We start from the raw sequence: 16,001 nt of genomic DNA on the forward strand, positions 1-16,001 counted from the left end.
CTAAGGGCATCTTTGTTATCCTATCAAAAGAAGATGAGAAAAGATTTTATGGATTGCACTACTATCGTCGTTCAAAGAACTGATCATACACAAAGGCTCTGTTTTCAACAAAAATAACATCTAGGGGCTGGCATGCTTGAAGAAAAGAAATCTACGGAGCTATATAATGAATAATGGTAAGGCTTTTATGTGATTTGTAAATGACGTTGCTTCAACTTCCTAATTATAATAATGGTGTTGACGATAAGGCAAATACTTTCGCACTGTATCTGCTTTTTCATGCTAAAGTGGCGGGAAAACATTGTGAATGATCTTGGCTTTTAATTTTTCTATAGGTAAATTCCCTATGTGGGAAATGACATGCAACTCCAGTCGAGAAAACCAACAACCATTTTTGCTTTTATTTTTTAACTTAGCTTTTTTACTTTCAAAAGTCGCCTAGCAATTTCTTGAAAAATATTGCTTTACTATTTTAAGATAATTTTTTTCTGAAATAAAATCCTTCTTTTAAAATATTACGGTAATATCTTGCAAACTCATGTACTGCTTTTAGAGAAAGTTTGTAATAAGACCGTGCCTTTCACGGCTTTTATTGTGATGTGTATAACGGAAAAATTAAGAGTGCGTATTATCTTTTCGAACATTCAACTACAATCTTATTTCATCACAATATTTATCTTGAGAAGATACTTTTAGAAAGATACTGATAATCTATAAATCGCTCTCCCCTAATTCACCTTCTCGCTCATCCTTCCATGCATTGCCTGTCCACCTTTTAAACCACCTTAAATTTTTGATATAAAATTTTTTCTTTAATTTTTATTTTTTATTGAATCATAAAAATGATATGTCTCAATCTCACCTCTATGCATCTTTATACGCTCTGATTCTTGTTTCTAAAGCCCAGATTGCCTACATATCGTACTGTTTTTATATTTAATGTATATTTTTAGATTTATTCCTAACTTGTTAGAAAAGTTGCTATATTTTGATAGAAATATCTTCTATCAGTTCACTTTTTTCAAAAGATTCTGAAAGGATTCTCAAAAAGTCTGTAAAGTTAAAGACTATTTAATACGTATTGTTTCTTTTTTAGAAATCAAAATTGGTGATGCCCCATTCCTTACCAGCAATTGTGTTATTTGCAGAGCAGTCTGTATAAGATGGTGTATAAAGTTAACTAAAGTTTTTTGAATTTCTAGCATATTGTTTAAAGACAAAAAACTCCCTCTTATTATGCAAGCAGCTTAGACATCGGCTGATAATCCTCCCGCTTATAAAAATCCTTTCTTTAATAACCTTCAAAACCACAATTAAAGTGGTGAAAGATAAAACAAGATTTTTAGGCGATCATAACGCACAATAAAATCAGACCAGTCTAAATGTTCAATGCTAACACCTGCTAAACAGTGGAAATAAGTTTTAGCACGCATTCAAATTGGAAGGGCTTAAGCCCCCCGCGCGCTACGATGGTTTTCTACTCTCATCGTACGATTTACATTCCCTCTAAAACTTAATCGCTGTAAATATAAAAATCTTGAAGCCCGTTCTAAATCCGTGAGAGTTTCTGGATCTTGCTGTATTAAACGTTGAAATTCCTCACAACTGCTCATCTGAAATGCTAACATTTTCATAAAAGGACGATAGTGGCGTTGTAACATCCCTAAAAAGTTTACGACATAACCTGAGAGATTATTGCTGATTTCAGGAGATAGAATCAATTTCTGCTCAAAGAAAATCTCACCCATACCAACAAAAAGGTTTAATGCTACATGCTATGAGGAATGTTCTCAAATAATTTTGATATTTTTTGATCAAATTTCTTTTGCCACCAATATCGGCAGCAACTGGTGTAGAATTAACAAAATTATAATTTTTTATCTTAAAATGTATCCATCATTTTTTACATTCTTTCATCTATCTTAGCCTTCTTTTCACAGCTTCAAATGATAAAAAGTAACTGCAATGTTAAGTCGTTTTGCATCGAACAAATTTCTCGCAAACTATCCCTATTGGCTAGATGACAATCCATCCTCTATTTAAAGAGAGAAAAACTTTTCTTTTTTATTCAGCGATAAAGTAAATATTATCCAATTACTTATGAGTAGTAATTCGATCAAATGGAAACTGTAATTCTTTCTACTCTAAGTAATCTTGTACCCATTTATATAGGTTTAGGAAAGCGTGTTGTTATAAATATTCATAAAAATGCTTCAAAAATTGATATCAGCAAAACTTCTGTTTAAAAAAGGAAAAGATGTTCTCTTACCTACTACTGAAGAAACTATTCAGATTTGTCTTGATGTTGCTGAAGAGCTTCAAAAAACATGAAGTTATCCCAACGCTTACAAGTGTGCCAACAATTCAACTTTGAGATAATAGATCAGTGAGTTATGCCAATCTCACCAATCTGTTGTTGTCTGTGAAGAGCATAGTATCAAAGGAGAAGCTTGGAGATGCAATTGTTAAATCGCTTATGGAACAAAACATTCTATGCCAATTTGTATCATTGCCCCCCCCCCATCCCCATCTGCAATAAAAACGAACTGGATATTTTAACAAGTTATAAAATCAATCGAGAACGCATAAATAGTGTTAGAAATGACATACTATACAAAAAATATTCAACTGCTTCCTAATATGCTCGTCAGTTCAAAAACATCATAAATCATTGAGAATACAAGAAAATAAGAAAGAAAAGCACATTAATTCACGCAGTTTTGCTCTCAGTAAACGAGCTTTTTTAAAGATAGTACGGATATTTTTTTCATTGCTTAAAAATGTACTCCATAAAAACAATATCATATCCATATAATATATTATCCAATGATAATTAATATAAATAATATATAGATTATAGAAATATTATCTATTAGATACATTTTTTATTATAATTATAGATTAAAATAAATACATATTGACATTTTTAATAATTTTATTTATATACTATAATTAATATTATTTATATTAAAATAAAACTAAATGGATTTTATAAATTTACGTTTTATGCCAATATGGAAAAGAAGTAATTAACATATTATATTTTAATGTTTTTTATATACAGGAGGGAAAAATGCTCACAGCATTATTTATAGCTATTTTTTCTATATCAACAGTTGTTTTACCTTTAATATCAGCGCTTGTTCCTTTTTATCCGTAGAATGAGCTTTTAATAAAGTAAATAAAATATGTATGCAATGTTATTATTGTTTTTTTTCGTGTTTATTATTATTAATACTTAATATTATTGTAGTTACTGAGTATTTTCTGTGATTTTATAGAGGAGCTTATTGATCTTTTCTATTTAACTTTAACTGTCAACATATTTTTTAAAATATATAATTATGCTCCTCTATAAAAAGACTTTCTTTTTCTGAAAGAAGTATAACATATTGCTTTCATTGCTTAAAAACATCTATATTTACTAAACTCTTGCGTGTAATATCTTTGATTGTCTGAGTACCAGTCAGTGTCATAGCTACCCGCATTTCATTGGCAAAAAGATCAAGGAGATGCATAACACCTTTCTTACCTGCTGCTGCAAGCGCATAAACAAAAGCACGGCCAATCATAACAGCATCCGCACCTTGTGCTATCATGCGTACAACATCAAGACCAGAACGAACACCTGAGTCCACTAAAATAGTCAAATAATCCTTTACAGCATCCGCAATTGCAGGCAACGCTCGTGTTGTTGATAATACACCATCAAGCTGACGTCCGCCGTGATTAGAAACAACAATACCATCCGCACCAAATTTTACTGCTTCTCGTGCATCTTCTGGATCAAGAATACCTTTCAAAATCATTTTTCCTTTCCAAAAATCGCGAATCCATTGTAAATCATGCCAACCAATTGATGGATCAAAATTTGCACCAAGCCAACCAACGTAATCATCCAATGCAATTTTCTTTTTGAGATAAGCAGAGACATTTCCAAGATCATGAGGGCGCCCCATAACACCAACGTTCCAAGCCCAATATGGATGAGTCAAAGCTTGTAAAAAACGACGTAAACCAGCATAAGGACCAGACATTCCCGAATGCGCATCACGATAACGTGCACCAGGAATTGGCATATCAACTGTAAAAACCAACGTGCGTACACCAGCCAACCAAGCCCGTTCTAGTGCATCACGCATGAAACCGCGATCTTTGAGAACATAAAGTTGAAACCAAAATGCACCTCCAACCGCTTCTTGCACTTCCGCAATAGGACAAACTGAAACAGAGGATAGAGTAAAAGGAATCCCTTTTGCCGCTGCGGCACGCGCTGCTTTTACCTCTCCACGACGTGCATACATGCCCGTTAGCCCAACAGGCGCAAGTACAATCGGTAAATCAAGTGTCTGATCAAAAAGCTTGATTGAAAGATCAACTTCACCAACTTGCCTTAGAATCCTTTGACGCAATGCAAGTGCTTGAAGATCTGTACAATTACGTCGCATCGTTTCTTCAGCATAAGCCCCACCATCAATATAGTGAAAAAGAAAGGGAGGAAGACGACGCTTTGCTGCCTTACGATAATCAAGTGTTGAAGAAATAATCATTGATGGCACCATTGTTCCTAAATGAAAAGAGAAAACATCCTAAAACGCATAAAAGCGAATCCATGTACCTACCTATTCGCTATTCTCCCAAAGCACTCTATTGAATAGATAGAAGCAACAGAGACTGCCACTTTCTAAAAAAACTAATTGATAAAAACAACGTCTTTATTGCTCTTATCCAAATTTAAAATCTCACAGTATGAAGTATCATTAATAACGTATCTACTCATATATTCTTCATGTGCAATTAAAATGTTATACTCTCTTTAAAGCAATCCCTCTTCGAAAGCGATTGCTCCGTAGCTTAATTAGTCATAATTTAAAGTCGCTTCTCCCTCCAAAGATCCTTACATTATCAGTTATTAAGAATATAGAGTGTCATTAAGTATAAATCATAATCTCCTCCAAAAGATGAAAAAATCCTTTATTAATACTGGAAATAAAGCTGTCGCATACATGCAGAAATCTTCTTATATCAATATTCAAAACTGAGATCTGTTACTTATTCATGAAAGTTTATAAAAATATATAGTGCCTAATTCATATAAAGCATAAAAACTTTTAATGTTCATACCAATAGAAACCTTCATATTTAATTGAATAATTTTCTAGCAATATTATATCTTGAGGCTATAAATGAGTTACTAAAATTAGAATAATGTTTATTGAAAATAATTGTTACTAAACTGGAGTGAAAACTTATTTATTAACTCTTAAGGATAATTTTTATGCGGAATAAAATATACTGGTTATTACACTCTAGAAAAATTGAGTCAATTGCAGCATCCAATCTCGCATATTTACTTTGAAAAGTGAGTAGCTACTGTTATGTTGAATTTTATTAACCTATTGATTTATTATAATAATAAATATGAATAACATATTGAATATAGTAAAATTCTTTCATTGTAAATTTTGTCACGATGAAATAATCAAAACTATTCTTTTGCACATCATAAATGGAGTTCGTATAGATAGAACCTCTTGAAAAAAGAAGTAAAAATGCCTCTCATACCCTCTCAAATGCAAGAGATGAGATAACCTTGGAAATTAAAAATAGAATGCATGACGCCAGTTTTGCGAAGCACAAAATTTTCTTTTATCTAAAATACGCTTTCTGCATACATGTTATCAAAATTCGTAGTTCCCAACTCATTTAAAATGCTTGGACAACTTTAAACCCTGTGCTTGATAATGTGATCCAACATCATGTCCATAAAGGGTTGATGGTCGATTAAGCATATGCTCATAGACCAAACGGCCAATAATTTGACCATGCTCTAAGATAAAAGGAACTTCATGGCTCCGCACTTCTAAAACCGCTCTTGCTCCTTTTCCACCCGCCTCCTTATGCCCAAATCCTGGATCAAAAAAGCCTGCATAATGCACCCTAAACTCGCCAACTAAAGGATCAAAAGGTGTCATTTCTGCGGCATAAAGCGGAGGCACATGAACAGACTCTCGTGAAACTAAAATGTAAAATTCATCAGGATCAAGAACCAACTCCCTTTGACCACGATCAAAAAGAGGTTCCCAAAAATCTAAAACGTGGGCAACGGCACGTTTATCAATATCAATAACACTTGTATGATGTTTACCACGATAACCTATAAGCCCGTTTTTGTCTCCCTTTAAATTAATGGAAAGACCAATACCACCAACACTAATATTAGGAAAATCATCCGATATCAGTGTTTCTTGCCTTTGCAAAGTGTGCAACTCTATTTCATTTAAATAACTTTGCCCTTTTCTAAACCGAAGCTGTGATAAATGTGAGCCTGTATGCACCAAAATTGGAAATGTGCGTGGACTAATTTCCAAATAAAGTGGACCATGATAACCAGCACAAATTTTATCAAACTCCTGAGCATTATCCGTAATGACACGTGTAAAAATATCTAATCGTCCTGTAGAACTTTTGGGATTGGCAACAGCAGATAAGAATTCTGGTAAAGCTAAACTTTCTAAAAGAGGAACAATATAAACACACCCCGTTTCCAAAACGGCTCCGTCTCGTAAATCAAACTCATGCAACTTTAACCGTTCAAGCTTATCCAAAACTTTTGTATCAGGTCCCGGCATAAAAGAAGCACGTATACGATAAGCTTTCTCCCCTAAACGAAGATCAAGGCTTGCTGGTTGTATTTGAGATCTATCAAATGGATACTGAGCCTTGAGAAAGTTATTCTCAATCAAAGCTTGTATATCACTATCTGCTAAAATACCGCTTATACGCGCCATATATATTGCCTTCCCTTTTTACATTGTTTCTTTTTTGACCTAGATGATAAACTGGTGCAAGCTATTTTAAAGTGATAAAAACTATTTTTATGTTTTTTCCAACCGACTTGTTAACATAAAATAAAATAGGAGGTATTGTAAAAATAATACCTCTCATGCTCTCTTATTCTTGAATGTCTCGCAAATGATGTTATCATAATTTTCTATAGAACCCTTAAGATTCCTGTTAGAATTTATTATGATTATACGCCATCTTAGCGAAAATATTATTAATCAAATCGCCGCCGGTGAAGTTATTGAACGACCAGCAAATGTTGTCAAAGAACTTGTTGAAAACGCTATTGATGCTGGTGCAACACGCATTGAAATTATTACAGCAAATGGTGGAAAAAATTTTATAAAGGTGAGTGATAATGGTTATGGAATTCCTGCAGATCAATTAACTTTAGCAGTTTCTCGCCATTGTACCTCAAAGATTACCGATGACGTACACAATATCTGCTTCCTTGGATTTAGAGGAGAAGCCCTCCCCTCTATTGGTTCTGTTGCTAAACTTAAACTCATTTCACGAACAAAAGATGCTGAGAGCGCTGCTGAAATTTCCGTTACTGCAGGAAAAATTGTAGGACCCAAACCAGCTGCTGCGAATCTTGGAACAATTGTTGAAGTTCGTGATCTTTTCTTTGTCACGCCGGCACGATTAAAATTTATGAAAACTGATCGGGCTGAAACAAATGCTATTAGCGATATGATTAAGCGAATTGCTATCGCATTTCCACATATCCGCTTTTCTCTTTCAGGACTAGACAGAACATCTATGGAATTGTCTGCTACAGAAAATAATATTCAAGGACAATTACAACGTATTACGCAGATTATGGGAAAAGAATTTGCCCCTAATAGCATTGCGCTGAATGCTGAACGCGAAGCGGTGCGCTTATCAGGTTTTGCCTGTTTGCCATCTTTCAACCGAAATAACAGCCTTCATCAATTTGCTTATGTTAATGGACGTCCCGTGCGTGATAAATTTCTATGGGGCGCTATCCGAGGCGCTTATGCTGATGTCATGACACGAGATCGTTATCCTGTCGCTATTCTTTTTATTGACCTCCCACCTGCTGAGGTAGATGTTAATGTTCACCCAGCCAAAGCTGATGTACGATTCCGTGATCCAGGATTAATTCGTGGTTTGATTGTTGGAGCTATTCGTGAAGCATTGCAGCAATCTGGTATTCGTCCTACTTCAACCCGTTCTGAAGCAATGCTTGCTGCATTTCAAACACAACAATCATTGGCACAACAACCATTAGGCAGTTTTAAGAACACGCACCAGTTCTCTTCTTACAGTTCACAACCTCATCATTTTACCAGCGCTCCAATGGTCCAAAAACCATTGGATAGTACTCACTCTTTTGATTTAAAAGAAGATGCCGCTCCTATTATGGAGGGCTTAAATACACCAAGTGGGGATGCATACATTCCAAGCACGACATCTTCATCAGAAGAGTTATCTTATCCATTAGGAGCGGCCAGAGCACAAATCCATAAAAACTATATTATCGCCCAAACACAAGATAGTTTGATCATTGTCGATCAGCATGCAGCTCACGAACGATTGGTTTATGAAGCACTCAAAAATGCACTTTATTCCAAACCACTTCCTTCACAGTTATTACTTATTCCTGAAATTGTAGAACTCTCTGAAGAGGATGCAACATGCCTTTTAACGCATAAAGATGCTTTGCAAAAATTTGGATTAGGAATAGAACCATTTGGACCAGGAGCAATTGTTGTGCGTGAAACACCTTCCATGTTAGGAGAGATCAATGTCCAAGCCCTTATTAAAGATCTCGCAGATGAGGCTGCTGAGTATGATACAACAAATAATTTAAAAGCAATGCTTGATTATGTTGCAGCAACGATGGCCTGTCACGGCTCAATACGGTCAGGGCGCCTTTTACGCCCCGAAGAAATGAACACACTATTACGACAAATGGAGGCAATACCTAATACAAGTACATGTAATCATGGACGCCCTACTTATATTGAACTCAAATTGGCAGATATAGAACGGCTTTTTGGCAGAAAATAAGCCCTTCATCATTTTTACAAGAAAAATATTTTAAAATTAACTCTCGACTTTATAATATATTTTATGGCACTTTTCTTGAATCTCTTGTATCAAGTAAAAAGGAGTTATAATGTTTCCCAATGGTGAACGCGAAGCAAAAATTCATTATTCTAATAATGGATATGACATTATAGAATATGGTACCTATACCATTTGTGCTGTTAGCGGGCAAAAAATCCCTATAGATGATTTAAAATATTGGAATCATCACCGCCAAGAAGCATATGCTAGTTGTGAAATCTCCTATCAGCGCGAACTTGAGTGCAACCCATATCTCAAGCAATTGTTAAAAACAAAAGAAAAATAACCCCTCAAAAGCTATAAATTTAGCCTTTGCCTTTTAGACAAGAAAATTCAAGGGAACGTTTTCTAAAGCGGGTTATGACCTCTTCAAGGACCATACGACAGAAGTTTTTTTGAACAAAATCGACATTCACATCAAAGATAATAAGATTTTTCAAATCTTTTTGCATGTGAATTGTCTGTATACGGGTATAATCTTTAGCTGTTGTTGCTAGCCATAAATTGTGCATTTTAGCCTTTTGTATAAGGCTTTTTAAATTTTTATCTGTGAAAAAATAGTGGTCTGGATATATATAAGTTTGCACCACATGACCAGACAATTCTTTAATAGATTTAAAAAATTTATCTGGATTGCCAATACCAGCAAATGCCAAAAATGATTTTCCTGAAACCTCATCAGAGGCACTGGCTTTAAGATGAGCACGATATAAAGGCTTTCCAGTACGCAAAACAAAAAAAGCGACATTATCAGGCGCATCGGAGTGACCAATCAATAAAACACTATCCATAAAAGAAAACTGCGTTTTTAATGGTACGCGCAAAGGTCCTGCTGGAAAGACAGCTCCATTACCAAAACCGCGCATCGCATCAACAACGAGTAACGCATAATCCATATAAAGACGGCGACTTTGAAATCCGTCATCCATTAAAATAAGATTACATCCCTCTTGTTTAAGCCGTTGTGCCGCTGCATAACGATTAGGTGATACAGCTACAAAAGCATGCCGTGCAAGTAAAAGTGCCTCATCTCCAACATCGCGTGCATTGTCATATTTTTCATTTACAAGATGTACCCCTTTAACTGATCCACCATAACCACGAGATATAATACCAGGTACGAAACCAAGTTCTTTAGCCACTTTTGTAAAAGCAATAACAACCGGCGTTTTACCCGCACCACCACATGTAAAATTTCCAATACACAAAACTGGCAGATCAATCACGGGAGGCTGTCTTGTCATAAAACGACTTGAAAAATAACCATACCCCCATGAAACTGGAGCTAACACAAAACGCAAAAAGCTTTTATTTTTCCACCAAAAACGAGGGGCGCTAATATGCATATCTACCCTGACGCTGACGTAAACCTGTTTGTATTACAAGGGGTTGTAAAAATGGATCTAAAATCTTTAATGTGCGCTCAAATGCACCTGCCATACCTGTTGCCACTTCATGAGCCTTATCAACCATTTCTTGCCGCAATGTTTCATTTGTTAAAAGCTTATACACCTGAATAGCAAGCTGTTTTGTATCTTGAACCATATATGCTGCATCACGCGTTAGAAATTGTTTGAACATCTCTTGAAAATTTGAAACATGAGGCCCTGTCAAAATAGCGGAACCAAGCAAAGCCAATTCCAATGGATTGTGTCCACCATTTCCACATAACGATTTACCAACGAAAGAAACTTTCGATAAGCGAAGAAAAAGTCCCATTTCTCCAATGGTATCTCCCCATAAAATATCGGTATTCATGTTTGGAACAGCATCTCTACTCCTACGAATAAAACTTAACCCCTTATTATCGCATTTTCTGATAAGATCTTCTGAACGTTCTGGATGACGAGGCACAATAATTGTTAATAAATCTGGCAAATAATTTTTAACAATTTTATGGACCTCAAAAGCAATCTCCTCTTCCCCTTCATGCGTTGAAACAGCTGCCCAAACTGGGCGATTGCCGATAGCATTACGATAACGTGCAAGCAATTCTTGATTTTCAACCAGAAAAACATCAGCCTTGAGATTACCAGAAAACGTAACAGATTTTACGCCAAGTGTATGGTAATAAGCTACATCTCTTTCATTTTGACCAATCGCCAAATCAATATCCTTAAAAATATGTTTGGCAAGAACACGTCGTTTTTGCCAAGCTTTAAAAGAACGTTCAGACATATGGGCATTAACCAAAATCTGCGGAATACGCATTTTTGCAAGTTCTTTAATACGAAGAGGCCAAATTTCTGATTCACAAATTAAGACGAGATCAGGCTTCCAATGACGAATAAAACGGCGCACTGCAAAATCTAAATCCAAAGGAGCATATTGATGAATCAACCTATTACCAAAATATTTTTTCACAAGAGTAGAAGATGTCACCGTCCCAGTTGTCATTAATACATTGATTTCCAATGATAAAATATAATTTATAAGTGGAACAAGTGCAAGTGTTTCTCCAACACTTGCTGCATGCAACCAAACTAACGAACCTTGGGGGCGTATATGAGAACTTTTACCTAAACGCTCTTTTTTGCGACACCACTCTTCTTTTCCACGAATAGCACGAAAGAACAAATAAAAAGGAATAACAGGACATAAGCAAAAACCAATCATTCGATAGCTTAAAAGAGCCGTATGTGCCTTTAATTCTACCATTTAAAATCACCTCATCCAGCTATTTTAAGATATCTATATACTTATTTTGTTAAAAAATTCATCAACACTATTGGTTGCATCCATATTTTTTAATATCATTCATATCTTAAATAAAAAAAGCTTAATCCATGAGAAAATTCAATACATATACACATTATTTAAATCTCTTTTAATTAAATTTTGTAACTTATATCGATTTTATCACTTCATTCTGCACCCTATAAAAAATCTTACTCAAAAATAACAAAACTACATTTCAGTCGATTATAATTTTTAAAATATAAATGATAAACCTATGACATAGATTGTATCAATTTTTTCAACTCACTGAATAAATACTTCTTATGATTTTAATGAGACTTTGAATTTTGCACGTTGGTATTTTAGAGAAAAAGCTTATTTTTACATATGTTAGGTATTGTCAATTTTTCAAAAAAATAACCCATATAGACATTACAACCTAATATAAATACAACAAATAAAATGTGTTTAAAAGAAAGCTCAATCTCTATTATTTCATTTCAATAAAATGAATATGTCAAACTAATCTTAAAAAACTTTTGAATAGTATAGAGTTCTCATTTTAAATTGTGATATAATCTCTTAAAGGTAATCCAGAAAAATCTAATCTTGTTTAATAGAGAATTTCTTAAAAGTCTTAAAGCAATTTAAATAAGAGTTTTCAAAATTTTAAATCCTCTCTTTTCAGGAGGTCGCAATGATATATTATTCCTTTTAAGATTGTATATAATCAACACAAAATGATTAACTTATAGATTGTAGTTTTAAATGAGTACTCAAGAAATCCTTATGAGGTAAGTTAACTTCATAAATCTATTCAGTTTCTCTAAGTTTCTAATTTTGGTAAAGTTTCTAACGACTTTCATGGTTTCTAAGCTTATAGTAATAACTCGTTGAAAAAATTCCAATAGATAAGTAACGAGTGCTAATAATCTCAACAGAGTAATAATTGCTATCATTAATAATGCTACTCTTTTTATTAATCTTAACGCATTAGTGTCTCATACCCCATTCAAAAGCAGAGTGACTATTCACAATATAATCATAAACTTCGAGTGATAGCTGTCATGATAATATTGCTGTTGTAAATAGGTTGATAGAAACTGTCTTGCATTTTTATTAAGCGTAAAGATGGTGGTGCAATAATGGATTTTATACCTTGCATGGACACTATTATGAAATGGGCTTGGGTGCTTTGGGAGATGTTTCTTAAAAAAACATATGAATTTTAAACAACAAGCATATTCTTTTTTACGGCATTCTATTTTACCCGAAGAACGTACCTATGAAAAGGACGACTAAACAAAAGCATGAAGCAATCTACAGGTTATAATGACCAAATATTCAAGCTTTATTCTGCATCGCCTAACTCAGCATCAAGAAACTGATGCAAATCTACAATGTAATAACGTTGTAATGCATTATCTACACTGCTTTGTGCTTTTGCCTGCCATGCTTCTTGAGCAGATTGATAATCTGAGAAAATACCAACCACATCTAACTCATCAGGATTCTTAAATTGATTACTGTTAAGATTTTTTAATTCCCCACCAAATACAAGATGTAAATATTGTTTTTTTTCTTTGGTTTCAGTCATATGTGCCTCCATATCATTTAGATTATCTTAGCGCGCTTTTACGTGATTAAACTAACTTTGTTTGACGAACAACATCTATCATATCTTGACAGCAATTATTTTTACCAGCAATTAAAAGTCCATACTGGTAAGGTTCAATTCCATAAGATAGTAAAGGGGCATCAAGCGATAAAAAACACCCTCCACACTCCTGCAAAATAAGATCAGCAGCGGCAATATCCCATTCATGACAATTTGGACGAACTAATACGATATCAATTTCATCTTGAGCAACAAGAACAATACGATAAGCAAGAGAAGGAAGATAATGGTAAAGACTGACTTGATTGAGAAAATCATCTGGTAATTTTTGTGCGAGCGATTTATCAAGTGAAATTTTATATTTTCGATGAACCTCAAAGGCTAAACGAGGAAGTTTTATCCCATTTAATGTTGCCCCTCCACCTGTTACAGCTGTATAAACATCTCCTTGAGCCGGACATTGTAGAACGCCCACAATAGGACGCCCATTCTCAATAATGGCAACCGAAATACACCAATAAGGATTGCCAGAAAGAAAACCACGCGTTCCATCAATAGGATCAACAACAAAAGAGCGCTCATAATAATCTTGTTCTTCTCGATTATCTTTTGTTTCTTCTGAAATCCATCCATAATTTGGACGAGCTCCAAGAAGCCTCTCTTTCAAGAAATGATCAACAGCAAAATCTGCTTCACTAACCGGGGAATTACCTTCTTTAATCCAGACATCCAACGTGCATCCAAAATACCGCATTGCTAAATCTCCTGCCTCTCGACAAACATCACGCAAAAGATTTAAATCAGAAGAATGATGCGTGTTATTTTCCTGCAAGTGTCATCCCTTCAATTAACAATGTTGGAGCAGCTGTACTATAACGCCGATCAATATCATTGGCAGGTGTTAAATGTGCTAACATATGAAGCAAATCAGAACCTAGCGTTACTTCACTTACCGGATAAGCAATTTCACCATTTTCAATCCAAAAACCGGAAGCCCCACGACTATACTGACCAGTAATAAAATCAATGCCATGACCGAATAATTCGGTCACATAAAATCCATTTCGCAAATCTTTTATCATATCGCAAGGTGATACTAAACCCGGTTCAATAGCAAAATTTGTACTGGTCGGCTGCACTAATGATGCCGAACGCATACCGTGTCCATTTGTTTTAAGTCCCAATTCACGTGCTGTAGATGATGAAAGAAGCCAATTTTTTAAAATACCATTTTCAATAATATTGAGTGTTTGCCCCTCTACCCCTTCTCCATCAAAAGGATGAGAAGCATTTCCACGTAATCGCAAAGGTTGATCGGTTACATTAACATTAGGCTTCATCACTTCCTTGCCTAGGAAATTCTGTAAAAGACTCGTTTTTCGAGCCACAGAGGCTCCATTGACCATAGATGCGATATGCCCTGCAATTCCACGAGCCGTACGCGGATTAAAAATAACATCAACGCTCCCAGTCGCCGCACGAACTGCACCCAAACGTCGAACAGCACCAAGCCCTGCATTCTTTCCCACAGTTTCTGCTGCCTCTAAATCAGAAAAATGTAAGGCTGTTGTATAATCATAATCCCGCTCCATCTGTGTTCCTTCACCTGCAAGAGCACTACAAGAACGTGAAAAACAACTTGAGCGATAGGCTCCACAAAAACCATCGCTGGTCACAAGAATAAACCCACTACGGCCATAAGCTGTTGCAGCGCCACCAGAATTGCTTACACCTTTAACATCAAGAGCTGCTGCCTCCGTTTTTAAAGCATCTTCTGTTAAAAAATGACTGCTGGGTACAAAATCATCAAAAAGATCAAGATCTTTAGGATACTTAACCAAACACTCTTTATCTGCCAAACCTTCAAATAAACTATCGGGAGAAGCTTTAGCCATCGCAACAGCACGTTCCGCAAGTTCTTGCGGATAAGATCCTAAATTAGCAGAAACACTTGCTACTTTTTTTCCAACAAAAACCCTTAGAGTAAAATCATTGCTCTCTGCTGCTTCTGTCGATTCGACTTTCCCAAAACGAACTGATACACTGGTAGAATGAGCATGAACAATAACAGCATCAGCAGCATCTGCCCCAGAACGCTTTGCTGCTTCAACCAGCGAAACAGCTTTCTCAATCTGGTTTTTGTCAGTCATTATAGACTCCCTAAAATATTTTATTATTTACATTGATAAGCATTCTGACAAATTTATACAAATCAGAATATAACTCTTGTGTATTGATTCATAAGATTATGCACATTCATGCATTCTTTTTCTTTTAATGCATTAAATCATTTCCCTTTTAGCTTCTTTATGAAAAAACGTAATATGCCGTAAAATCTCTTTAGTTTCAAGATTTCTCATGGGCCCTTATCATTTTAGGAGCCAAATCTCCACTGACAATCAAATCAACAGAACAATTGGCAATTAACAAAAGTCTTAGCTATAACACTTGAATTTAAGCCAAAATCCTCAAAAATTCGAAAAGCATAAAATGATCTAAATCACAGGTCTTCCTTCCTCTGGGTAGTAAAAAACTTATCTCATATCTTTCCTATAGCATTCTTTAATTTCCAAGCAAGAATCAAGAAAATACCTTATATTTGTATACACTTCTTTGCTTCTATAAACTCTCTCATAATGAGACGGCACTCTTGTAAATGAAACAAAACTTAAACAGAGTAAAAAATATTTCCTTCTATTATGGTTTCAACAAAATGAGCAGTCATAAACTTCTTTACCCTAATGGACGTAATATCATAAAG

10 protein-coding genes are annotated in these 16,001 nt (G+C 34.9%); 2 read left to right on the top strand and 8 right to left on the bottom strand.

Translation table 11 applies throughout. From position 1 onward, the window contains the following. Positions 1–1,448: 1,448 nt before the first annotated feature. The 3 genes from ACFIMM_RS04150 to ACFIMM_RS04160 all read right to left on the bottom strand — a co-directional run bounded on the left by ACFIMM_RS04150 (position 1,449) and on the right by ACFIMM_RS04160 (position 6,791). Entirely contained in the window at positions 1,449–1,721 is a 273-nt protein-coding gene (locus ACFIMM_RS04150; RefSeq protein WP_375638585.1) for a hypothetical protein, read from the bottom strand. Positions 1,722–3,398: 1,677 nt separating this feature from the next. After that, complete coding sequence (lldD, locus tag ACFIMM_RS04155) at positions 3,399–4,550, bottom strand: FMN-dependent L-lactate dehydrogenase LldD (RefSeq protein WP_375632491.1); 1,152 nt, start codon at positions 4,548–4,550, stop codon at positions 3,399–3,401. Between the two features lie 1,152 nt (positions 4,551–5,702). Then, positions 5,703–6,791 (bottom strand): 2'-deoxycytidine 5'-triphosphate deaminase, encoded by a 1,089-nt coding sequence (locus tag ACFIMM_RS04160; RefSeq protein ID WP_375613513.1) that lies wholly within the window; start codon positions 6,789–6,791, stop codon positions 5,703–5,705. A 238-nt stretch (positions 6,792–7,029) separates the two neighbouring features. Here ACFIMM_RS04160 and mutL point away from each other — a divergent pair, with 238 nt between their 5' ends. After that, the gene (gene mutL, locus ACFIMM_RS04165) at positions 7,030–8,883 is read left to right on the top strand and encodes a DNA mismatch repair endonuclease MutL (protein ID WP_375638583.1); all 1,854 of its coding nucleotides are present in this window, start codon (positions 7,030–7,032) and stop codon (positions 8,881–8,883) included. Between the two features lie 109 nt (positions 8,884–8,992). After that, positions 8,993–9,229: a DUF2093 domain-containing protein gene (locus tag ACFIMM_RS04170; protein ID WP_375608064.1), complete on the top strand. Its 237-nt coding sequence runs from the start codon at positions 8,993–8,995 to the stop codon at positions 9,227–9,229. A gap of 19 nt (positions 9,230–9,248) precedes the next feature. On the opposite strand, the gene lpxK is transcribed toward ACFIMM_RS04170, so the two are convergent. The 5 genes from lpxK to ACFIMM_RS04195 form a co-directional block, all read right to left on the bottom strand. Beyond that, positions 9,249–10,289, bottom strand: coding sequence for a tetraacyldisaccharide 4'-kinase (gene lpxK, locus ACFIMM_RS04175; RefSeq protein WP_375638582.1), 1,041 nt, complete (start codon positions 10,287–10,289; stop codon positions 9,249–9,251). Then, complete coding sequence (waaA, locus tag ACFIMM_RS04180) at positions 10,279–11,601, bottom strand: lipid IV(A) 3-deoxy-D-manno-octulosonic acid transferase (RefSeq protein ID WP_375638580.1); 1,323 nt, start codon at positions 11,599–11,601, stop codon at positions 10,279–10,281. Before waaA ends, lpxK begins: the two co-directional genes overlap by 11 nt. Before the next feature lie 1,372 nt (positions 11,602–12,973). Next, positions 12,974–13,219: a DUF4170 domain-containing protein gene (locus ACFIMM_RS04185; protein WP_375612377.1), complete on the bottom strand. Its 246-nt coding sequence runs from the start codon at positions 13,217–13,219 to the stop codon at positions 12,974–12,976. Positions 13,220–13,265: 46 nt separating this feature from the next. Beyond that, entirely contained in the window at positions 13,266–14,072 is an 807-nt protein-coding gene (locus ACFIMM_RS04190) for a 3'(2'),5'-bisphosphate nucleotidase CysQ (RefSeq protein WP_375682563.1), read from the bottom strand. Then, positions 14,059–15,390 (bottom strand): TldD/PmbA family protein, encoded by a 1,332-nt coding sequence (locus tag ACFIMM_RS04195; protein WP_375612375.1) that lies wholly within the window; start codon positions 15,388–15,390, stop codon positions 14,059–14,061. Before ACFIMM_RS04195 ends, ACFIMM_RS04190 begins: the two co-directional genes overlap by 14 nt. Positions 15,391–16,001 lie beyond the last annotated feature (611 nt).

This window comes from Bartonella sp. AP258QHHD, assembly GCF_042196145.1.
GTDB lineage: Bacteria > Pseudomonadota > Alphaproteobacteria > Rhizobiales > Rhizobiaceae > Bartonella.